The sequence below is a fragment of the Geomonas diazotrophica genome, from assembly GCF_018919385.1.
Classification (GTDB): Bacteria; Desulfobacterota; Desulfuromonadia; order Geobacterales; family Geobacteraceae; genus Geomonas; species Geomonas diazotrophica.
The window spans coordinates 152590-172346 of sequence record NZ_JAHLMF010000006.1; the positions used below are offsets into that span (position 1 = coordinate 152590).

Annotated in this window: 19 protein-coding genes; 15 read left to right on the top strand and 4 right to left on the bottom strand. The window is 64.8% G+C overall.

Annotated elements, in window-relative coordinates; translation table 11 throughout:
• Positions 1-144 precede the first annotated feature (144 nt).
• A complete protein-coding gene (locus KOM00_RS08075; protein ID WP_216498408.1) occupies positions 145-1062 on the bottom strand; it encodes a PLP-dependent cysteine synthase family protein in 918 nt (305 codons plus the stop codon).
• Positions 1063-1285: 223 nt separating this feature from the next.
• On the opposite strand from KOM00_RS08075, the gene KOM00_RS08080 reads away from it, so the two are divergent.
• The 3 genes from KOM00_RS08080 (at position 1286) to KOM00_RS08090 (ending at position 6149) form a co-directional block, all read left to right on the top strand.
• Positions 1286-3991 carry an MSCRAMM family protein gene (locus KOM00_RS08080; RefSeq protein ID WP_216498409.1) on the top strand — a complete coding sequence of 902 codons (2706 nt, stop codon included), beginning with the start codon at positions 1286-1288 and terminating at the stop codon, positions 3989-3991.
• Between the two features lie 253 nt (positions 3992-4244).
• Positions 4245-5234 (top strand): M23 family metallopeptidase, encoded by a 990-nt coding sequence (locus tag KOM00_RS20900; RefSeq protein ID WP_216498410.1) that lies wholly within the window; start codon positions 4245-4247, stop codon positions 5232-5234.
• A gap of 159 nt (positions 5235-5393) precedes the next feature.
• Positions 5394-6149 (top strand): substrate-binding domain-containing protein, encoded by a 756-nt coding sequence (locus tag KOM00_RS08090; RefSeq protein ID WP_216498411.1) that lies wholly within the window; start codon positions 5394-5396, stop codon positions 6147-6149.
• A 38-nt stretch (positions 6150-6187) separates the two neighbouring features.
• Here the strand turns inward: KOM00_RS08090 and KOM00_RS08095 are convergent, their stop codons facing one another.
• The gene (locus tag KOM00_RS08095) at positions 6188-6646 is read right to left on the bottom strand and encodes a DoxX family protein (protein ID WP_216498412.1); all 459 of its coding nucleotides are present in this window, start codon (positions 6644-6646) and stop codon (positions 6188-6190) included.
• 450 nt (positions 6647-7096) lie between these two features.
• On the opposite strand from KOM00_RS08095, the gene KOM00_RS20635 reads away from it, so the two are divergent.
• The 4 genes from KOM00_RS20635 to KOM00_RS08110 are packed head-to-tail and all read left to right on the top strand — an operon-like array spanning position 7097 to position 11810.
• Positions 7097-8119 carry a hypothetical protein gene (locus KOM00_RS20635; protein WP_236026825.1) on the top strand — a complete coding sequence of 341 codons (1023 nt, stop codon included), beginning with the start codon at positions 7097-7099 and terminating at the stop codon, positions 8117-8119.
• Positions 8038-9087, top strand: coding sequence for a sensor histidine kinase (locus KOM00_RS08100; protein ID WP_236026826.1), 1050 nt, complete (start codon positions 8038-8040; stop codon positions 9085-9087). Before KOM00_RS20635 ends, KOM00_RS08100 begins: the two co-directional genes overlap by 82 nt.
• Before the next feature lie 12 nt (positions 9088-9099).
• Entirely contained in the window at positions 9100-9543 is a 444-nt protein-coding gene (locus tag KOM00_RS08105; RefSeq protein ID WP_216498414.1) for a response regulator, read from the top strand.
• Positions 9540-11810, top strand: coding sequence for a hybrid sensor histidine kinase/response regulator (locus tag KOM00_RS08110; protein ID WP_216498415.1), 2271 nt, complete (start codon positions 9540-9542; stop codon positions 11808-11810). The genes KOM00_RS08105 and KOM00_RS08110 overlap by 4 nt, the downstream gene beginning before the upstream one ends.
• 92 nt (positions 11811-11902) lie before the next feature.
• Here the strand turns inward: KOM00_RS08110 and KOM00_RS08115 are convergent, their stop codons facing one another.
• Together KOM00_RS08115 and KOM00_RS20640 are read right to left on the bottom strand one after the other, a co-directional pair.
• A complete protein-coding gene (locus KOM00_RS08115; protein WP_236026827.1) occupies positions 11903-13240 on the bottom strand; it encodes a sigma-54 interaction domain-containing protein in 1338 nt (445 codons plus the stop codon).
• On the bottom strand, positions 13135-13533 hold the full coding sequence (locus tag KOM00_RS20640) for a response regulator (protein ID WP_328758202.1): 399 nt from the start codon (positions 13531-13533) through the stop codon (positions 13135-13137). Before KOM00_RS20640 ends, KOM00_RS08115 begins: the two co-directional genes overlap by 106 nt.
• Positions 13534-13882: 349 nt before the next feature.
• Here KOM00_RS20640 and KOM00_RS08120 point away from each other — a divergent pair, with 349 nt between their 5' ends.
• The 8 genes from KOM00_RS08120 to KOM00_RS08155 all read left to right on the top strand — a co-directional run bounded on the left by KOM00_RS08120 (position 13883) and on the right by KOM00_RS08155 (position 19738).
• Positions 13883-14200 carry an STAS domain-containing protein gene (locus KOM00_RS08120; RefSeq protein WP_216498416.1) on the top strand — a complete coding sequence of 106 codons (318 nt, stop codon included), beginning with the start codon at positions 13883-13885 and terminating at the stop codon, positions 14198-14200.
• Positions 14201-14579: 379 nt separating this feature from the next.
• Entirely contained in the window at positions 14580-14990 is a 411-nt protein-coding gene (locus KOM00_RS08125; RefSeq protein WP_216498417.1) for a YbjN domain-containing protein, read from the top strand.
• 164 nt (positions 14991-15154) lie between these two features.
• A complete protein-coding gene (locus KOM00_RS08130) occupies positions 15155-16261 on the top strand; it encodes a dipeptide epimerase (protein ID WP_216498418.1) in 1107 nt (368 codons plus the stop codon).
• On the top strand, positions 16258-17427 hold the full coding sequence (locus KOM00_RS08135; RefSeq protein ID WP_216498419.1) for a DUF819 family protein: 1170 nt from the start codon (positions 16258-16260) through the stop codon (positions 17425-17427). Before KOM00_RS08130 ends, KOM00_RS08135 begins: the two co-directional genes overlap by 4 nt.
• Positions 17424-17756: a hypothetical protein gene (locus KOM00_RS08140; RefSeq protein ID WP_216498420.1), complete on the top strand. Its 333-nt coding sequence runs from the start codon at positions 17424-17426 to the stop codon at positions 17754-17756. Before KOM00_RS08135 ends, KOM00_RS08140 begins: the two co-directional genes overlap by 4 nt.
• A 29-nt stretch (positions 17757-17785) precedes the next feature.
• On the top strand, positions 17786-18439 hold the full coding sequence (locus KOM00_RS08145; protein ID WP_216498421.1) for a hypothetical protein: 654 nt from the start codon (positions 17786-17788) through the stop codon (positions 18437-18439).
• Between the two features lie 59 nt (positions 18440-18498).
• Entirely contained in the window at positions 18499-18945 is a 447-nt protein-coding gene (locus KOM00_RS08150) for a hypothetical protein (protein ID WP_216498422.1), read from the top strand.
• Positions 18946-18970: 25 nt separating this feature from the next.
• A complete protein-coding gene (locus KOM00_RS08155; protein WP_216498423.1) occupies positions 18971-19738 on the top strand; it encodes a M23 family metallopeptidase in 768 nt (255 codons plus the stop codon).
• Positions 19739-19757 lie beyond the last annotated feature (19 nt).

Consider the following 19757-nt stretch of genomic DNA (forward strand, 5'->3'; position numbering starts at 1 on the left):
TGTCGTGGCTAACAAAGTGAAATATCGGCAAAAGCGGACGGTCACTTTAACGTTTTCCGATCATGCCCCGAGACGGCACCACGAAAAAAGCCCCGCGGCTGCAATAGCCTCGGGGCTCGGTGGTTGCAGCGCAGACGTCCCGTATCAGGGGGGGCACTGCGCGCACATCGATTTGAAGAGGTTGGTGCTCAGGTAGCGGTCGCCGCGGTCGGGGAGGATGACCACGATGGTGCCGGACTCCAGTTCCTTCGCCAGCTTGAGCGCGCCGAAAACGGCGGCCCCGCCGGACATGCCGCAGAATATGCCGTGCCGCGCCGCGAGGAGCCTCGCGGTCTCGAAGGCGTCGTCGTCCTCCACCACGAGCTTTCGGTGGTAGGCGCTTGGGTCGTAGATGGGAGGGACGATGGCCTCCTGCATGTTCTTCAGCCCCTGGATCTTGTGCCCCAGCACCGGCTCGACGCCGACCACCCGGACCTGCGGCGACGTCTCACGGAAGAAGCGGGACAACCCCATGAGCGTGCCGCCCGTGCCCATGCCGGCCACCATGTGGGTGACGGCGCCGCCGGTCTGCCGCCAGATCTCGGGCCCCGTCGTCTCGTAATGGGCGAGGACGTTGTTCGGGTTCGCGTACTGGTTGGGCATGTAGTACTTCCCGGGGTGCTCCTCGAAGATCTTGTGCGCCAGCCTGATGGCACCGTCGGTCGCCTCGCACCCGGGGGAAAGGACGATCTCGGCGCCGTAGGCCTCCAGCACGCTGCGCCGTTCCATGCTGACGCAGGCCGGCATCACCAGCTTGATGCGGTAGCCCCTGGCCGCGGCGATCATGGCCAGCGCGATCCCGGTGTTGCCCGAGGTCGGCTCAAGGATCACCTTGTCCACCGTCAGCTCGCCGCTTTTCTCGGCCGCCAGGATCATGTGGCGGGCCGGGCGGTCCTTGACCGAGCCGCCGGGGTTGCTCCCCTCGAGTTTCGCCATGATCTTCACGGCGGGGTTGTCACAGAGAGAGTCGATCTCGATGAGCGGCGTGGAGCCGATGGAATCGATCAAGCTTTGCCCTTTCAATATGCGCCTCGCTTTCTATCAACGTATCGAACTATACCGGTTTCACGGACAGCTCGGGAGCATAGCACGGCAGCTCTGCAATCAACAACCGATAATTTTGGCTCTTGATCCAGTCGCCGCCGCCGACGGCCGCCGCCCCATCCAATCCTATTTTTATTTACAGATCATGAGTATTCCCATATATTCCGGCAGCACAGCCGACTCCTTACCGTCCGGAGGAATGATGATCAAGTTGCTGAAACTGGCAGTAGCGTTGCTGTTTTTCGTTTTCCACCTCGCCGCGGGTCACCCCGCAGTCGCCGCGGAAAAGCCCGCCGCCCCCAAAGTGAACGGGGCCATCGCGGGAAGGATCACCGACGAAGCCGGGACTCCGATAGCCGGGGCCGCTGCGGAGGCCTTCCCCTGCTCCGCCGACGACACCCTGGCCGGTTCCGCCGTCACGGACCAAAACGGCGAATACCTGATCAAGGGGGTGGTCGACGGCTGCTACCGGGTCCGCTTCAGCGGCAACGATCTCGAATCCTCCTGGCACGGCGGGAAACAGCTGAAGGACGACTGCGCGGAGGTGACGGTCAGCGGCGACCAGCAGCAGGGGATCGACGGCAAGCTCTCCGAGGCGGGGGCGGTTCTGACCGGCAGCGTCACGTCCACCGAGGGAACGCCGCTGGCCGGCGCCTGGGTGACGGTGATCCAAAACAGCGGCACGGAGAGCGGACCTTCCGTGAGCGACGGCCGCAGCGACGACAAGGGAGCCTTCTCGGTACGCATCTTCCCGGGCAAGTGCATCGTGGTCTTCGCCCGCAAGGGGTACGTCACCAAGCTGCACGGCAAGTCCGCGACGGAACCCACCGTGGTGGAAGCCGCCAAGGGGAAGACGGTCAGCGGCATCAACGGCTCTCTCGCCAAAGGGGGGCGCATCGCTGGGAGCGTGACCGACGGCAGCAAGCCGCTCCCCGGCATCTACGCGGTCGCCTACTCCACCGACACGAACGTCCTGCCGGTCTTCGCGCGCAGCGACTCCTCCGGCAAATTCGTCCTCGACGGCCTGGGGAGCGGCAAGTACAGGATCGCCTTCGGAGACCGGGAGCAGAAATTCCTGCTGCAGTGGCACGACGGCAAGACCAACCCGGACGAGGCTACCGTCATCACGGTGACGGCGCCCGCTACGGTCTCCGGGATCAAGGGGGTGCTGCGCCAGTCCGGCGGGATCGCCGGCATGGTCACCGACGAAAGCGGCAAGGCCATCCCCGAGGTCATCGTGATAGCCGAACCGCTGGAGCGCAACTCCCGCGGCGGCAGCGCCGTCACCGACCAGACCGGCTCCTACGCCATTCACGGGCTCGACTCGGCCCACTACCACCTTTCCTTCCGCGCCACCTCGACCCACCACCTCCCCCTTTACTACCGGGATGCGGCGAAAAAGGAGGAGGCGCAGGTCGTGGAGGTCACCGCACCGCAGACGGTTTTGGGGGTGAACCAGTTCCTCCGGCAAGGGGTACTCCTGACCGGGAAGGTCTCCGACTCCTCCGGAGAACCGGTCCAGGCCGCGGTGATGGTCTACCCCGCCCAGGCGAAGGAGGAAAGCGGCGCGGAATACGGGACCACCCAACCCGACGGCACCTTTTCCATGGCGGTGGCGGACGGGGCCTACCTGGTGGAAGTCCGGGCGCCGGGTTACCTCCCCCAGTGGTCAGGCAAAGCCGCCACCAGGGGTGAGGCGGCACCGGTGACCGTCTCCGGGAAGGAGGGCTCCCAGCCGCTGGAAGTGGTACTGGAACGGGGCGCCTCGATATCGGGCACGGTCAAAGACCGCACAGGGGCGGGGATAGCCAGGGTGCGGGTCTCCGCCAGGGATGCCGCCACCGGGGACAGGGGCGAATCGGCCGTCACCGAGGAAGGTGGGAAGTTCACCATCCAGGGGCTCAAGTCGGGGGCCTACCGGCTCAAAGCCGACGGCAGCGAGCAGGGGTACATGGAGGCGAAACTGCCGCAGCCGGTCCAGGTCACGGCGCCGGGTGGCGCCGAGAACATCAACATCGTGCTCGCCCCGGGGGGGGGCTTCTCGGGCAAGGTCACCGACCCCGCGGGCGCCCCCTTGGCCTCGGTCAGCGTCGCCGCCTACGACCCCGCCACCTGGGACGAGGTCGGCAGCGCCTACACGGGGATCTCCGGCGACTACAAGATCGGCGGCCTCCCGGAGGGGAGCTACGCCATCCGTTTCGAGAAGAGCGATTCGAAGTACCCGGTGCAGTGGCACAAAGGGAAGTACCGCCGCGAGGATTCGGCACGGGTGGAGGTGAGCGGCACCGCCACGCTGGGCGGCCTCGACGCGGTGCTGCAGCCCGGCGTCTCCCTCACCGGAGTGGTGACCGACACCGGCGGAGTCCCGCTCGCCAACGCCAAGATCGAGGTCTACGGCGGCAGCGAGGACGAGCCCTTCTCCGACACGCGCACCGATTTCCAGGGCTCCTTCACCATCCCCTCGCTGGCTCCCGGCAGCTACCGCATCCTCTTCAGCCACAGCGACCACGTCTCCAGGTGGTATGGAGGGAGCGACCGCAGGAACGCGGCCCGGCTGGCCGTCAAGGAGGGAGCCCTCCCGCCGCTGTCCGTCGCCCTGGCGCCGGCCCGGGGGAAGTTCTCCGGCAAGCTGATGAATCCGGAAGGGAAGAAGATCGGACAGGCCTGGTTAACGGCGATCGACGCCCTGAGCGGGGCCGCCGTCGCCGACGAGAGGATCTGCGAGTGCTCCGGCGAGTTCCACACCCCGGTACCCGGCGGGATGTACCGGCTCCGGGTGGAGCGCCACGGCCAGGTCGTCTGGTACGGCGGAAACAGCCAGGAGGAGGCCCAGCAGCTCCCCGCCGTCGGCGAGATATCGGGCATGGAGCTGGTGATAGACGACAGGGGCGTGCGCGGCAAGCAGTAGCAGTAGCAGTATCAGTAGCAGCGGTAGCGCGAAGCGGGAAAGGACGGCCGGTGTCGGGGCAAAGTCCAGAGTCAGGATGCGACAAGGGAGCTTGTACAGGGTGAAAGATTGCAGATGGATGGTAGCGCTGTCCCTTTTTTCTTTGGTGGGATGCGCCGGTGGCCTCTCCCCCTCCAGGGGGTCATGGCCGTGGGATTATGACGGGGATTACGGGAAAGCCCGGACGGGAAACTACATCGGCGTCAGCGGCGCGGTGGCCAAGTTTGGGGATCCGCCTCCTGCGGCCGGCAAGGCGGCAAGCGCCGAGAACATCGCGCTCCCGGAACGGATCTCCGAGGAGAAAGGCGCTCCCTTCGCCAAGGCGGCGGACACCACCCGCTCCTTGCCGGAGGAACCGGCTCCTGCCAGGTCGAAGAAAATCTACGACTTTACCGTGCGCGACGTCAAGAACGTCCCCCCCGGCTACGTACCCGACGGGTCGGTCGACACGACGCACGCCATCACCGCGGTCAACCACGGCATGGCGCCGGTGTCGGTCGTGTTGGATATTGACAGGGACCGATCGGACAACCTGAGGATAGACGGCGAAGGGCCGCTTTACGCGGTGGTCCCTCCCAACAGCGAACAGGTTCTTTTTCGGGCCAGGCCGGAACAAAGGGGGAGTTCCTACCGGGCAAGGTACTCGTACTCCTGGGGCATCGGCGTCTACACCGCGAAGCACAGCTGCCCTGAGCGCTACCGCTTCCCCTTCGGCGGCAAGGTGAAAGCGTTTGCCAGCCTGGCCGAAGGGGAGCAGCCTCCCCCCGACCGCTTTGCCATCACCTTCTCCATGCCCGCAGGTACCACCGTCCTGGCAGCGCGCAAGGGTGTCATCAGCAGGATCAAGGAAAACCACACGATCGACATCCTCCACGACGACTCCACCATCGCCACCTACCAGCATATCGGCAGGATCGGCGCAGAGATCTCCGAAGGGAAAGTCGTTTCGGCAGGAGACCCGCTCGGCGTGCTCAGTCCCATGGGCAAAAGCGGTGACTCTTACCTGCATTTCATGGTCTGGCGCCCGGAACCGCAGCATTTTGACGGCGCCGCGCCGCAGAACTCCTCCCTGGGATTCTCCTCGGTCTCCTTTCCGGTCGAATTTTGCACCGACACCGGCACCTGCTCCGTCCTGACAAAGAACCAGCCGGTGCCTTTTGTTCCCGCGGCAAAGGCAAAATCGCGGGGCCGGGGAAAATCGTGATAGGGACCCGCCATGCCCTCCATGCTCTTTCGTAGGGTCCGTATTGTATCAGTACCGCCACTCGTATCTTACTTGCTGATGGTTTTTCTGTTTTACATTACATGAACATTAACCTATAGTCCGCTGATCACAGTATCATTGGTTGCTGACGGGGGAGCAATGAAGGAAATAGTTGTCGCGGTCGCGTTGAGTATGGCGTTGTGTATTGCGTTGTGTGTGCCGGCTTTTGCCGATGAGATAAAGATCGAGGGGGGCGGGACGGCGATCAACACGGTCTTCCTCCCCATCAAGAAAAGGTATGAGAAGCTGCACGGGGATTACCTCACCATAGTGCAGTCCTCGGCGGTCAAAGGGCTGATCGCCCTCAACGAGGGCAAGGTGGACATAGCGACCGGTGCTCATCCGCTCGAGGACATCGTCGCCGGCGCCGCGAAGGACGGGGTCGTCATTGATCCGTCCACGTTCGTGTCCACGCAGATAGGGGACAACGAGCTCGTGGTCATCGCCAACCGCGACAGCGAGGTGCGGCAATTGTCGAAAGAGCAGCTGAAAGGGGTCTTCACGGGGAAGATCGGCAACTGGAAGGAGGTCGGAGGCAGGAACCTCCCCGTCGTCGTGGTCTGGGGGAAGGAGACGGAGGGACAAAACGTCCAGTTCACCCGCATCGCGCTGGACGGAGAGCCGGTCACCGCGACCAGGCACCCCGCCGCCACCTACCGCGACATAGCGGAAACGGTCGCCAGGGTCCCGGGGAGCGTCGGCGTCGTCTCCCACGAAATGACCACCGCCGCCACCCGCTCCATCGACACCATAGCCATAGCCAGCCCGATCTACGCCTTCACCAAAGGGGCTCCCAGCGCCAAGGTGCAGACGGTGATCGACTTCTACAAGACCGAATACGGCTTCCTGAAGTAGCCCCCAGGGCGGCCGCACCCGCGCTCCCGGCCGTTACCTTACCGGCTCGCCTCGACCCGCCGCGAGATGAGCCGGTCCAGAGACCAGCTCCCCCCCCCGCCTATCAAGAGCGCGAGCGCCATCCCCAGCACCAGGAGGTGGTACTCGAACCCCTCTCCGGCCTGCTTGCCGCTCCAGTTCATGAAGAACCCGTTGTGCAGGTGCACCAGGATCGCCGCCACCGCCATCTCGATGCCCATCACCAGGGCCGCCGCCCTGGTGGCAAGCCCGGCGACCAGCAGCAGCGGCCCCACGAACTCGGTCAGCACCGCCATCAGACTGAAGAGGTAGGGGATCCCCATCATCTTCGTGAACATGTCCATGGTGCCGGGAAAACCGGGGCCGCCGAACCAGCCGAGCACCTTCTGCGCGCCGTGAGGAAACATCACCAGCGCAAGGAACAGTCTCAAAACCGCCAGGCTCGCCGTTTCCTCCGTTGCCAACACTCTCGCCAACATAGCGCCTCCTTGCCCCACGCGATTAAAAACCGGTCAACGATATCATTCTCACCGCAGCCTGCAAGCCGACCCTCCTCCCCTCTCCAACATAACCTTGGCGCTGTCACATAATTTTGTCGCGTCGCCAGCAAAAACAGTCACTAAAAACACTTATCCTGCGTGAAATTACTCATTAGAAGTAGCACCACACCCACAACTAGAGAAGCATTATCAAGACCTTTGGTCATTGAAAGCCTCAAATGTAGTTATTATAGGGGAAATGCACCCTTAGCCTCTAGATATTCCTATGCGGGGTGGTATACGTTTTTCTCATTTATTATATTACATCGCACCCACCCAGTGAGCAGCACGATGACCGAGTCGCAAAGACAGTCCATGGGACCGCACAGACAGAAAACGCCCCTCGCGTTGTTTCTGAGGCGACTGATCTGGCTCAGCATTCTACCGCTCATGCTGCTGTCCCTATGGCTCGCGGTGGACACCCTGCGCGCCCGGTACCAGCAGGACCGTCGCCAAGCCGCGATGCTGGCCGGCAACTTCGCCACCGACCTGGACCAGTTCCTCGCCTCCCGGATCGGCGCCCTCCAGATGCTGGCCAATTCCCCTCTGCTGGAGGACCAAAGCCGGTGGCCGGACCTGTACCGGGAGGCCCAAGGGTTCCGGAGCGTTTTCGGCAGCCATGTCATCCTGGCCGATGTCGGGCGCCCGATGCAGATGCTTTTCAACACCAGGGTCCCCATGGGGAGCGGGCTCCCGCCGCTGCCGGTCCCAACGGGAAGGGCAGCCGCACCCGCCGCCGTGGCCACGGGGAGGCCGGAGGTGGGTGACCTCTTCATCGGGCCGGTGAGCAAGAGTCCGCTTTGCTCCATCGCCGTCCCGGTACTGCGGGAAAACCGCCCCCGGTACGTGCTGCTCACCCTGCTGGACTCGAACCTTTTGCAGCAGCGCATCGACCAGCGCCTGCTTCCCGAGGGGTGGGCCATCGCGGTCAAGGACAGCGTCGGGCGGGTGATCGCGCGCCGCAACGCGGCCCACCACCAGGAAAGGGACCCGGCCGACCGGGTGGTGGTGAAATCCGGGCTCGCCCCCTGGACGGTGGTCCTGGAAATCCCCCAGGCCGCCTACCGGGCTCCCCTGGTGCGATTTGCCTTCCTGCTGGCGCTGGGACTCCTCTTGGCCACCGTCGCCGGCGTCCTCGGCGGCAGCCTCGCCGCCAGACGCCTGGGATGGGCGGTCCGGGGCCTGGTTCATTCGACACCTGCGCCGCAGCCGGACACGGAAATCGCGGAGATAGCGGAGGCGCGCGAGTTTTTGGAAAGACGGCCGCAGCAAGGCGGGAGAGCGAGGAACGCCAGAAGATTTTCATCGAACACGCCCCCGCCGCCCTGGCCATGTTCGACCGGCAGATGCGCTACCTGCATGTCAGCCAGCGCTGGCTCAAGGATTACGGGCTCCTCGGCCGCGACATCGTAGGCCAGTGCCACTACGACGTCTTCCCCGAGATTTCCTCCGAATGGCGGGAGTTCCACCGTCGCGGCCTGTCCGGCGAAGTCATCCGTGCCGATGCGGACCGCTTCGTCCGTGCCGACGGCTCGGTGCAGTGGGTACGCTGGGAGATACGCCCCTGGAGCACGGCGGACGGCGGCATCGGCGGCATCGTGCTCTTCTCCGAAGACATCACCGGCCTGAAGGAGGCGCAGGAGGAGATCCAGAGCCTCAACACGGACCTGGAGCGGCGCGTCGAGCAGCGCACGGCCGAGCTTAAGGCGGCGAACGAGGAACTGGACGCCTTCGCCTACGCGGTATCCCACGACCTGCGCGCGCCGCTGCGGGCCATGATCGGCTTCAGCCAGGCGCTGCAGGAGGATTGTTCGCAGCAGCTTTCCGAGGAGGGGCTCGACCACCTGCGGGAAATACGGCAGGCAGGACACAAGATGGGTGAACTGGTCGACGGCCTCCTCGCCCTCTCCCGCAGCCTCCGGGGCACCCTGGAGTGCCACACGGTAGATGTCAGCGCCCTCGCAAGGCGACTGCTCCAGGACCTGGAGCGGGCTGAGCCCGGACGAAAGGTGCAGTGGCAGATAGACGAGGAACTCAAGGTGAATGGAGACCCGCGCATGGTCGAGTTGCTGCTCACCAACCTGCTCTCCAACGCCTGGAAGTACTCGGCGGCGGCGCAGAGCGCCCGCATCTCGGTAAGTGCTGAGCAGCGCGACGGCAAAAGCTTCATCCGCGTCGCGGACAACGGCGCCGGCTTCGACATACGGCACACCGAGCGGCTTTTCAAGCCATTCCAGCGGCTGCACCGCCAGGACGAATTCCCCGGCATCGGGATCGGTCTTGCCACGGTGCAGCGCATCGTTAATCGCCACGGCGGCACCATAGCGGCGGACGGGGAACCGGGCAAGGGGGCCACCTTCCGGTTCTGGCTCCCTTCATGACAGGAGAAATCGATGGCAGAACAAAAGACCATTTTGCTGGTGGAGGACAACGCCCAGGACGAGAAGCTGATCCTGCGCACCCTGCGCAAGATCAACCTGGCCAACGACGTGTTCGTCGTGCGTGACGGCCAGCAGGCGCTGGACTACCTGTTCCGGGAAGGGGAGTTCGCCGGGCGCGGCGGGGATGATCCCACGGTGGTGATGTTGGACGTGAACCTCCCCCGGGTGAACGGCCTCGAGGTGCTGGCGCGCCTCAGGGAGCGCCAAAGCACGCACCTGCTCCCCATCGTCATGCTCACCTCCTCCGACGAGGAGACCGACAGGTTGAGGAGCTATGAGGGGGGGGCGAACAGCTTCGTGCGCAAGCCGCTGGACTTCGCGGAGTTCGCCGAGACGGTGGCGCAACTGGGGGTCTACTGGCTGGCCGTGAACCAGTCGCCGGAGGGACCGGCATGACCGGCGCACCGCTGCGCATCCTGGTGATCGAGGACTGCTCCACCGACTTCAAGCTGATCAGGCGCCAGGTGGAGGGGCTGGGCTTCGCCGCGTCCTTCTCCTGGATCGCCGACCGCGACCAGCTGTCCCAATCCCTCTTGGAGAGCTGGGACCTGGTCCTTGCCGACTACAACGTCCCCCACATGGTGTTCGAGGAGACCCTGGAGACCATCAGGGGGCGCTATCCGGAACTGCCGGTGATCCTTGTCTCCGGCAGCGTGGGCGAGGAGCAGGCGGTCGAGCTTTTGAAGCACGGCATGTCCGACTTCGTGCACAAGGACAACCTCCCCCGCCTGGCTCCCTGCATCACCCGGGCGCTCAAGGAGGCGAAGGAGCACCGCGCCCGGCTGCTGGCGGAGGAAGCCCTCATGCTCAGCGAGCGCAAGTACCGCAGCATGTTCGACCACGCGCCGGTCGGAGTGGGGATCGGCGAGCTCGATACCGGGCGCTTGGTGGAGACGAACCAGGCCTGGCTCGAGATCTTCGGGTTCGAGCACGACGAAGTGGTGGGGAGGACCGGGACCGAGCTCGGCATCTACCTGAGCGGCGTGCAGCGCCAGGCGATAGTCCGGCACCTGCAGGAGCACGGGCGCATCATCAACCAGCCTCTCAGGCTGCGCAAGAAGTCCGGCGAGGCGGTGGATCTGCTCTACTCCGCTGAGATCCTCAGCATAGGGTCAACCTCCTATCTGCAGTTCATGCTGACCGACGTGACCCAGGAGATGCAGACCCGGCAGGCCCTGGCGACCTCCGAGGAGACGCTGAGAAAGCTCTACGTGGCGGTGAACCAAAGCCCGACCGCCATCGTCATCACCGACCGTCACGGCACCATCGACTTCGTCAACCCGCGCTTCTCGGAGCTGACCGGCTACACAGCTGAGGAGATGGTTGGGAAGAACCCGCAGCTGCTCTGGGCGAACCTGTGCAAGGGGGAGGTCTGGCAGGGGGACTTCTGCAACACCAGGAAGGACGGCACCGTGTACTGGGAGCACGACATCATCTCGCCGATCAGGAACCAGGCGGGGGAGATCACCCACTACATGGCCATCAAGGAGGACGTGTCGGAGAAGCGCGCCATGGAGGAGCAGCTGCGCCAGGCCCAGAAGATGGAGGCTGTGGGGCAGTTGGCCGGGGGGGTGGCGCACGACTTCAACAACATCATGCAGGTGATCACGGGGAACGCCTACCTGCAGATCATGGAGAACCAGTTGCGCGGCGTGGAGACGCAGCACCTGGACGAGATCGTGAAAGCGGTGGAGCACGGCTCCTCGCTTACCAAGAGCCTCCTCGTCTTCAGCCGCAAAAACGCCGTCGAGCTCACCAACTTCGACCTCAACGACCTGCTCGGGCAGAGCCGGAAGCTCGCCACCAAGCTGGTCACCGAGGAGATCGCCATCGAGCTCGAGCTGTGCCCTGAGCCGCTGCACATCCTGGCGGACGTGGGACTGGTTCAGCAGATCGTCTTCAACCTGGTCACCAACGCCCGGGACGCCATATCCGCGCGCGGCAGCATCACCATCAAGACCCTTCGGGTCGAGGCGGGACAGGCTACCCTCCCTTGCGGCTGCGGCGCCACCTGCGGCAGCTACGCCCAGCTGTCGGTGCGCGACACCGGGCACGGCATCCCCGAGGAGATCAGGGGGCGCATCTTCGAGCCCTTCTTCACCACCAAGGAGGTGGGCAAGGGGACCGGGCTCGGCCTCTCCATGATCTACGGCACCGTGCAGCGCATGAACGGCTTCACCTCGGTGAGCGCGCCGCCGCAGGGGGGAACCGAGTTCATCATCTGCATCCCGCTGACGGCACCGCCGGCGGAGGCACCCAAGCTGACCGAGCAAGGCGGACTGGCCGGCAGCGGCGAACTGGTCCTGGTGGTCGAGGACGAGGAGGCGGTGCGCAGCGCCCTGACCCGCACCCTGGTTTCCTCGGGATACCGGGCCATCGCGGCCGGCAGCGGGGAGGAGGCCCTGGCCCTCGCCCGCAGGAACACCGGGATCGCGCTGGCCCTGATCGACGTGATCCTTCCCGGGATCAACGGCATCGAGTGCGGGCAGGGGCTCAACGCCCTGCACCCGTCCCTGCCGGTCATCTTCCTCACCGGCTACGACAACGACATCCTCGCGGGAAGGGGGATCATGGCCAACGTGCTGCACAAGCCGATCCAGAGTTCCCGGCTGATACAGCGCATCAGGGAAGTGCTCGAGGCGCGGGCGGCGCAGGGAGGGTAGCGGGAATCAGGTTGTTCGGATGCATATTCCCGCGAAGCGCTGCACGTCCCCTCACGCCCCCCCTTTTGCGAAGGGGGGCAGGGGGGATTTGACTACGGGGGGGTGTCCGAGATCCCGTACTCCTGCATCTTGCGGTACAGGGTCTTGCGGTCGATGTTGAGGGCGCGGGCGGCGCGGGACTTGTTGCCGGCGTTGCGCGCCAGCGCCTCCAGGATCCGCTCCCGCATGGTCGCCCCGTCAAGGGCGGCGGCAGCATGGAACACCGGCGGGAGATGGTCGGGCAGGATCATCCTGGTGGGGCACATGATGAAGGCGTGCTCCAGTGCGTGTTCCAGCTCGCGCACGTTGCCGGGCCAGGGGTAGCCGGACAAAAGCCGCAGCGCCTCGTCGGAAACCCCGCTGATGTTGCGCCCGAGTTTCGCATTGAGCCTCCCCAGGAAATGTTCCACCAGAAGCGGCAGGTCCTCCGGCCGCTCCCTCAGGGGCGCCACGGTAAGCTCCACCACCTTCAGGCGGTAGTAGAGGTCCTGGCGGAACCTCCCCTCCTCCACGTCTTTCGCCAGGTCCCGGTTGGTCGCGGCGATGATGCGGACATCGACCTTGATCGGCTCCGTCCCCCCCACCCTCACCAACTCCCTCTCCTGCAGCACCCGCAAAAGCTTCACCTGCATCTGCGGCGAAACCTCGCCGATCTCGTCCAGAAACAGGGTCCCCGAGTCCGCCTTCTCGAAAAGGCCCGCCTTGTCGCGCAGCGCGCCGGTGAAGGCCCCCCGCACGTGGCCGAAGAGCTCGCTCTCCAAAAGCGTCTCGGTCAGGGCGGCGCAGTTCACCTTGATGAACGGGCGGTCGTGGCGCCCGCCGTTGGCGTGCAGCGCCGCTGCCACCAGCTCCTTCCCCGTGCCGTTCTCGCCGCGGATCAGCACGGTGGAGGGGACGCCGGCCAGGCGCTCGATCATCGAGTAGAGCATCTGCATCGGCGAGCTCTTGCCGATCAGGCCGGAGAACGAGCTGCGCGGCATCTGCTTCTTTTCCAGCCGGTACAGGGAACTCTCGTCCCGAACCACGATCACCGCCCCCTCGACCTGCCGCTCGGTGACCCGGCGCGGGGTGACCGATACGCTCACATACTGCTCCCCGCCACCCCCCCCTGCCCCGCCGCACTTGAAATAGCGGGTCTGGACCGGCTTCCTGGTGTGGATGGCGGTCTCTAGGGCGCCGCGGCATTTCTTGTCGCACTTCAAGGGGAGGTCGTAAAAGGAGGTGCCGGGGGCGGCACTGTCCAGCCCGCAGATGGTGGCGGCCGAGCTGTTGAAGTTGAGGACCCTCAGGTCACGGTCCACCGAGATGATGGCGTCCTGGACGCTGGTGAAGATGGCCTCCAGATCATTCCGGAAACGGTCGTTTTCCTGCGATACCCGCCTGAATTCCAAGGCGCGCCGAGCCTCAGCGCCTCGGAGGCGCTCTCCACCATGGGCGAGCCGGTGATCATCACCACCGGGCAGGGGTCCTCCAGGCTGCGGACCGTGCGCAGCACGTCAAGCCCCGACCCCTTGGGCATCACGATGTCGGTCACCACGAGGTCGTATTCCAGGGCGTTCAACAGGGCGAGGGCCTCGCCCACGTCGGCCGCCTGGGTGACGAAGCAGCCGAGCTCCTCGAGGAACTTGGCCAGGGTACAACGGATGGAAGGCTCGTCGTCGACGAGCAGTACCTGTGCGATCACGTTGCCTCCGCAACTACTCCAGTGCCAGGGTGTCACAGTCACGGGGCGCCCGCTCACTGTCGCAAGGAGCCGCGCCGCTCTTTGTACGACCCGCACGGCCGCCGCCCAGCTTGGCGTGCCACGCTTTTGTTTACTTCATTAGAAGTCGGCCACCCCCTTTTCTCGCCCCCGTCCCGTTTTATTTCTGCAGACAACCCGAATGGTTCCAGACAGTTGTCACCCGGCCGGCGGGACTGCCCTCTTTTTTTCACTACACCGGCGGCCGTGGGAGTGGATCTTGTACCAATAGCAGGCAATCAGGGCGGACCGGCAAGCCGGCGCCCGCTCACCAACGCCATAGGAGGAAACCATGCTGACCGACGCACGCTGCTACCTGGAAGGGGAATGGACCATGGACCACGTGAAGGAACGTTCGCTCAACCTGAGAAGCCATCCGCTGTTCGCCCTCACCACCGAGGGGGGTAAAGCGGCGTCCAGGCTGATCATCAACGTGGAGGGGGTGACCACCATAGATGCCGCCGGGTGCCAGCTCCTGACGGTGTGGCTCTCCTACCTGGAGTTCTTCGGGGTGCACCCGGCGCTCGAGAACGCGCCGGAAACGCTGCTCGAGGCCGCGCGCCGCATGGGGTTCGACTACACGATCGAGCAGTACCTGGCCGACAGATAAAGAGGAGGTGACCCGTGGTCGACCTGGCGCAATTACACCAGCTCTTCTTCGACGAGAGCGAGGAACAGCTGCTCCAGGTGACCACGCGCCTGCTGGGTGCCTGAGGTCCGCACGCCCTGTCGCACCTCCGGACAAGCTCCACCCCCCCAAAGGGGAGGTTGGGAGGGGGGGACCTCCGCCCCGGGCTCCCCTCCCCTTGCCTTTCCGCTCCTCCCCATGCCTGGCTCCTCCGATGACGCAATCCTGGAACAGGCACTCTCCAAAGCCCCGCCTCGACTGTCATAGACGCGCTTTACCGGCTCTTTTTAATTTACATCACATAAATATTCACATATATTTCCCGCCATCGACCGTACTGCGGCATTCCAGGAGGAAAAAGATGGCACAAAACGCATCTGCGTTTGAGCAATACCTGAAGGGGCAGGAAATCACCCTGGAGAAGAACACCCACGAAGACAACACCCTGTACGTGATCCGGGAGAATATCGAAGAAGTCGGCCCGGTTTCTCTCATGGCCCTCTTCAATGACAGCGACAGGTATGTTACCCTTATCTGCTACAAGTATTTCGCGTTCCCGTCGGAGAAGAAACCGGCGATGCTCGAGATGATCAACACCCTCAATGCCGAGTACACCATGGTGAAGTACGTGGAAGCCGGGAATGCCCTCTCTATCCAGGTGGTGGTTCCCTTCCATGACAACTTCTCCAGTGAAGTGATCGTCGACATGATCGCACTCATCTTCCGCGCCATGAAGGAAGAACACCCGCGCATCCTGAAGGCTTTGCAGTAATCGCAGCGCCCCCCCCAGGGGGAGGAGCGCTGCGGGACGAGGAAAGAAAGGCCGGCCTTTCATCGTCAATCGTCAATAATCCGTTGTCAGTTGCCTTAGACTTTTATGTTCCGCAATACCACGAGCTTCGATAGGAAAGCGATCGCCCCCGGAGGAACATTGATATGGAGAAGGTCTCTTTTGTAATCGACGATGCGCTGGCGTTCATCGTCCGGGCGCCGCTGGTGACGCCGTTTAGGATCTCCACCGGCCAGCACGACGAACTGGAAAACGTCTTCATCCGGCTGCACGCAAGCGACGGCGCCTGCGGTTTCGGAGAGGCGGCCGTCGCGACGCACATAACCGGCGAGACCGTGGCCGAGACCCTGGAGAACCTGCAGAGCGCGGCATCGGCGCTGCGCGGGCGCAGGATCACCGACCCGGCCGCCGTCTGCCGCGAGTTCGCCCCCGCCTTCGCCGACAACCACGCCGCGCTGGCCGCGCTGGAGATGGCGCTGCTCGATCTATCCTCCCGGGTGCAGGGTATCCCCCTTTACCGGCTCTTCACGCCGATAGCGGGGCAGCCGCGGCTTACCTTCAAGACCGACATCACCGTGGTGATCGGCTCGGTCGAAGAAGCCCGCGCCACGGCGCGGCGGTTCGCACAGCGAGGCTTCGACTCCTTCAAGATCAAGATCGGCAAAGACGAAGAACAGGACCTGCAGCGCGTCCTGGCGGTACGGGAGATGGCGCCGGGCTGCACGCTCATCCTCGACGCCAACATGGGCTTCAGCGCGCAGCGCATGCTCGCCTTCCTGGACCGGCTCGACGCCGGGGGGGCGCGCCCCCTGCTGTTGGAGCAGCCGGTCCCCAAGCAGGACTGGGAGGGGCTCGCCGCGATCACCGCGGCGCTTGAGGGAAGCGGCACCCTGGTCTGCGCCGACGAAAGCGTCGGCTCGCTCGCCTCGGCCCGGCGCGCCGTCGAAACCAACGCGGTCAGCGCCATCAACATCAAGTTCATGAAAAGCGGCATCCTGGAGGGGGTCGAAATCGCCCGGCTCGCCGCGGCCAACGGCAAGCGGCTCATGCTGGGGGCCATGATGGAAAGCGCCCTGGCCATCACCGCCTCGGCCCACTTCGCCGCGGGCCTTGGCTGTTTTGACTTCATCGACCTCGACACCACCTTCTTCCTCAAGGGAGACCTGTCCCGCTCCCCCTACCTCGACGACAGCGGCAGGTTCGACCTGACCGGCGCGGGCAGCGGCATAGGCGTGGTGCCTGAACTGCCATGATCAGCAACCCGCTGCTCATCGTCGCCTCCCTCCTCGGTATCGAGGCAGTGGTGCTGTGGCTTTCGCGCCACGAGCGCACCGCGCGCTACTTCGACCTTTTGCCCGCGGTGTTTTGGATCTATTTCCTCCCCATGCTGGCCGCGACCTTCGGCATCATCTCCACCGAGAGCCCGGTCTACGCCCTGATCAGGACCTGGCTTTTGCCGGCGAGCCTGGTGCTGTTGCTGCTGCCGGTGGACGTGAGGGCGATCCTGAGGCTCGGGCCGACCGCGCTGGCCATGTTCTTCATCGGCGCAGCCGGCATCATCGCGGGGGCGGCGCTCTCCTTCGCCCTGTTCCGCCCCGTGATCGGCTCCCAGTTCTGGTCCGGCTTCGGCGCCCTTTCCGGGTCGTGGACCGGGGGGAGCGCCAACATGATCGCGGTGAAGGAGGCGCTTTCGATTCCCGACGCGGTCTTCGCCCCGATGGTCATCGTGGACACCGTGGTCCCCTACCTCTGGATGGGCTTCATGATCGCCATCGTGGGGCTGCAGCCGGCCTTCGACCGGTGGAACCGGTCCGAGCGCGGGGTCCTGGAGCACCTGGGTGAACAGGCGGTCCAGCACCTGGCCAGCAAAGGAGGGCGCAGGACGCTCGGGGGGATCGCCGCCTCCCTTGGCATCGCCCTGGCAGGAGGCGTGCTGTCGCACCTTTTGGCCGGGCAACTGCCGCAGGTCCCGGACGTGATCACGCGCTACACCTGGACCATCATGATCGTGACCCTGCTCGGGATACTGCTCTCCTTCTCGCCGGTCCGCAAACTGGAGCGCGCCGGCGCCTCCCGCACCGGCTACGACCTGCTCTACTTCGTGCTGACCGCCATCGGCGCCAAGGCCTCGGTCGCGAGCATCGGCTCCGCCCTGGTGCTGATCGCCGCGGGGCTCCTGATCGTCGCCATCCACGCGCTCTTCCTGCTGGTCGGCGCACGCCTTTTGAAGGCGCCCATGTTCCTGGTCGCGGCCGCCAGCCAGGCCAACGTGGGAGGGGTCGCCTCGGCGCCGGTCGTGGCAGAGGTGTACCATCCGGGACTCGCCTCGGTTGGGCTCTTGCTCGCGATCCTGGGCAACATCGTGGGCACCTGGCTCGGCATCCTGGCCGCTCAGCTTTGCCGCCTCTTCACAGCATGACGACCCTGCGCCGCCTGAAACTGCTACTCTCCGCAGCGGAACTGGTCTGCGTCGCGGCGTCGCTGACGGCCGCCTGGCAGGCACACGCGTCGATGGAGATGAGCGGGCTCGGCGACCTGGACCGGTTCGCGTTCTGGAACAGCATTATCGCGCTCAGCCTGATGCTGTTCTTCCTGCTCTGGGTGGCGGCGGTACTGCTGGCCCTGTTTGCCAGGCAGCGTGAGCATTTCGGCTCTGCGGCGCGTTACTGGAAACACCTGGTTCCTGACGTGCTGCTCCCGCCGGTGCTTCTTGCCGCAGGGTGGCTCGCTTTCGTGGTGCTCCAGTGATTCCGAAACATCGAGGTGCGCACATGCACATGGTCAGGATTCTATTCGCGGCGTTCTCCCTGATGCTTGTGACGGCAACGGCTTCCCAGGCCGTGTGGCCCGTCTACCACGAACCCGCCTTCGACGGGAAGGTGCTGGACATCGATACCAAGCAGCCGGTCGAGGGGGCGGTGGTGGTCGCCATCTACAACAAAAGGTCCATCGGCGCCGGAGCGGGACAGTCCGCCGCGGTGATCAACATCAAGGAGGCGCTCACCGACAAGGAGGGGAAGTTCCACATCCCCTCGTACACGACCATCCTGGCGCAGCCCTTCACCCGGCAGGACCGCACCGGTTTCCTGATCTACAAGCCCGGCTACGCGAGCGTCCTGCTCCCCCTCAAGAACCACTTCACCGGAAAAACGACCGCCGAGCGCGAGCTCTCTCCCTGGTACGACCCGGTCTTGAGCGGGAAGTACAAGATCAGGCTGCGCGGTGCCGGCATCGTGGAACTCCCGAGGCTCGCCACCAAGGACGAGAAGCTGAGGAACCTGCCGGCGCTTCCGGACCAGTTGGAAAACCTCGGCAAACAGAAGAACCTGACCAGGCTGATCAACGAAGAGAAGAAGGAACTGGGCGAACCGGCGCTCGATCCATACAAGGTCCGCCAGTACCTGATGAACCCGGCCAAGGGGCAGAAGTGACGAGACTCCTGGCAACACACAGACCATAAACTGGATCCCTTGAAAAGGCAGCACCCACCATGAAAAGACACCTGATTCCCGCGGTCGCGCTCGTCGCGCTCCTTGCCGCGCCGGCCGGCGCCGGCTCTCCCCGCGCCGTGCAGCAGACCGCAGACTCCATCGCCGCGACCATGAGCAGCAGCACCTCGTCTGCACGCAAGGAAAGCTACCAGTCCATCCATTTCGACGGATGCCGCCTCGGTTATACCGTCTCCGGCACCTACCCTTCCGGAGGGCTCTACACCATAGAGTTCCAGGACCTCGACTTCTCCGCCCTCGATGTCGCCGCCTCCAAGACGGGGCAGGACTACACCGACTACGTGGTGCTGAGGTTCCAGAACCCCTTCAGCTACCGTTCCCTGACCGACACCCTCTCCGTCAGCACCACGGTGATCAACGTTGCGGACCGCGAGGCGGCGCAGACCCTCCTGGAGGGGTTTGTGCGGCTCGCCGGCCAGTGCCGCTAAGCCCCCCCCACGGAGCCCTTACAACATGACCCGACTTTTCTCGTTCCGGCGCCTGGCCCCCCTATTCATCACCCTCGTGCTCTTCGCCGCGCCCTCCACGCAAGCGCAGGGGGGCGACACGGAAAGGCTGCGCGCCCTGGCCCGGGAGTTCAACGCGCTGAACACGCAGATCCGCGACAACGAAATCCCCCGGGCCGAGGCGAAGGAGCGCTTCAGGGGGATGATCCAGGCGTTGTCGCGGGAATACCGCGCGGCGGGCGGCGTGGAGTACCCGGAAAAGAGCTGGTGCTTTCCGCTCAAGGGATACGGCTACCGAGCCATCGGAGGGGTCCGCGGCAACGGCTACCAGTTGGGGGGGTACGACTACTTCGCCGGCAACAGGCACACGGGACACCCCTCGCACGACATCTTCATCCATGACAAGAGGCAGGAGGGGCTCGACGACCGCACCGGAGAACCGGTGCAGGTGCTCTCCATGACCGGGGGAGTGGTGGTCGCCGAGGAAAAGGAGTGGCAGCCCGGCAGCCGGCTGCGCGGCGGGAAATACCTCTGGATCTTCGATCCGGCCACCGAGTCGCTGGTCTACTACGCGCACAACCGGGCACTGCACGTGGAGGTGGGCGACCTGGTGCGGCCGGGCGACGCCATCGCCGAAGTCGGCAGGACCGGCCTCAACGCCCACAAGAGAAGATCCCCCACCCATCTGCACCTGACCCTTCTCTCCGTCGCCGGCGGCCTCCCGGTCGCCAGGAATCCCTACCGCGCACTGTCAACGGGCCGGTTGACTGACTGATTCTTTCTCTGGCGCTTTT

Bases quoted from the DNA above. Each gene is read 5' to 3' on its own strand.
- KOM00_RS08080 (WP_216498409.1), top strand. From the start codon at position 1,286: ATGATCAAGTTGCTGAAACTGGCAGTAGCGTTGCTGTTTTTCGTTTTC.
- KOM00_RS08090 (WP_216498411.1), top strand. From the start codon at position 5,394: ATGAAGGAAATAGTTGTCGCGGTCGCGTTGAGTATGGCGTTGTGTATT.
- KOM00_RS08095 (WP_216498412.1), bottom strand. From the start codon at position 6,646: ATGTTGGCGAGAGTGTTGGCAACGGAGGAAACGGCGAGCCTGGCGGTT.
- KOM00_RS20635 (WP_236026825.1), top strand. From the start codon at position 7,097: ATGCTGCTGTCCCTATGGCTCGCGGTGGACACCCTGCGCGCCCGGTAC.
- KOM00_RS08100 (WP_236026826.1), top strand. From the start codon at position 8,038: ATGTTCGACCGGCAGATGCGCTACCTGCATGTCAGCCAGCGCTGGCTC.
- KOM00_RS08105 (WP_216498414.1), top strand. From the start codon at position 9,100: ATGGCAGAACAAAAGACCATTTTGCTGGTGGAGGACAACGCCCAGGAC.
- KOM00_RS08110 (WP_216498415.1), top strand. From the start codon at position 9,540: ATGACCGGCGCACCGCTGCGCATCCTGGTGATCGAGGACTGCTCCACC.
- KOM00_RS08120 (WP_216498416.1), top strand. From the start codon at position 13,883: ATGCTGACCGACGCACGCTGCTACCTGGAAGGGGAATGGACCATGGAC.
- KOM00_RS08125 (WP_216498417.1), top strand. From the start codon at position 14,580: ATGGCACAAAACGCATCTGCGTTTGAGCAATACCTGAAGGGGCAGGAA.
- KOM00_RS08130 (WP_216498418.1), top strand. From the start codon at position 15,155: ATGGAGAAGGTCTCTTTTGTAATCGACGATGCGCTGGCGTTCATCGTC.
- KOM00_RS08135 (WP_216498419.1), top strand. From the start codon at position 16,258: ATGATCAGCAACCCGCTGCTCATCGTCGCCTCCCTCCTCGGTATCGAG.
- KOM00_RS08140 (WP_216498420.1), top strand. From the start codon at position 17,424: ATGACGACCCTGCGCCGCCTGAAACTGCTACTCTCCGCAGCGGAACTG.
- KOM00_RS08145 (WP_216498421.1), top strand. From the start codon at position 17,786: ATGGTCAGGATTCTATTCGCGGCGTTCTCCCTGATGCTTGTGACGGCA.
- KOM00_RS08150 (WP_216498422.1), top strand. From the start codon at position 18,499: ATGAAAAGACACCTGATTCCCGCGGTCGCGCTCGTCGCGCTCCTTGCC.
- KOM00_RS08155 (WP_216498423.1), top strand. From the start codon at position 18,971: ATGACCCGACTTTTCTCGTTCCGGCGCCTGGCCCCCCTATTCATCACC.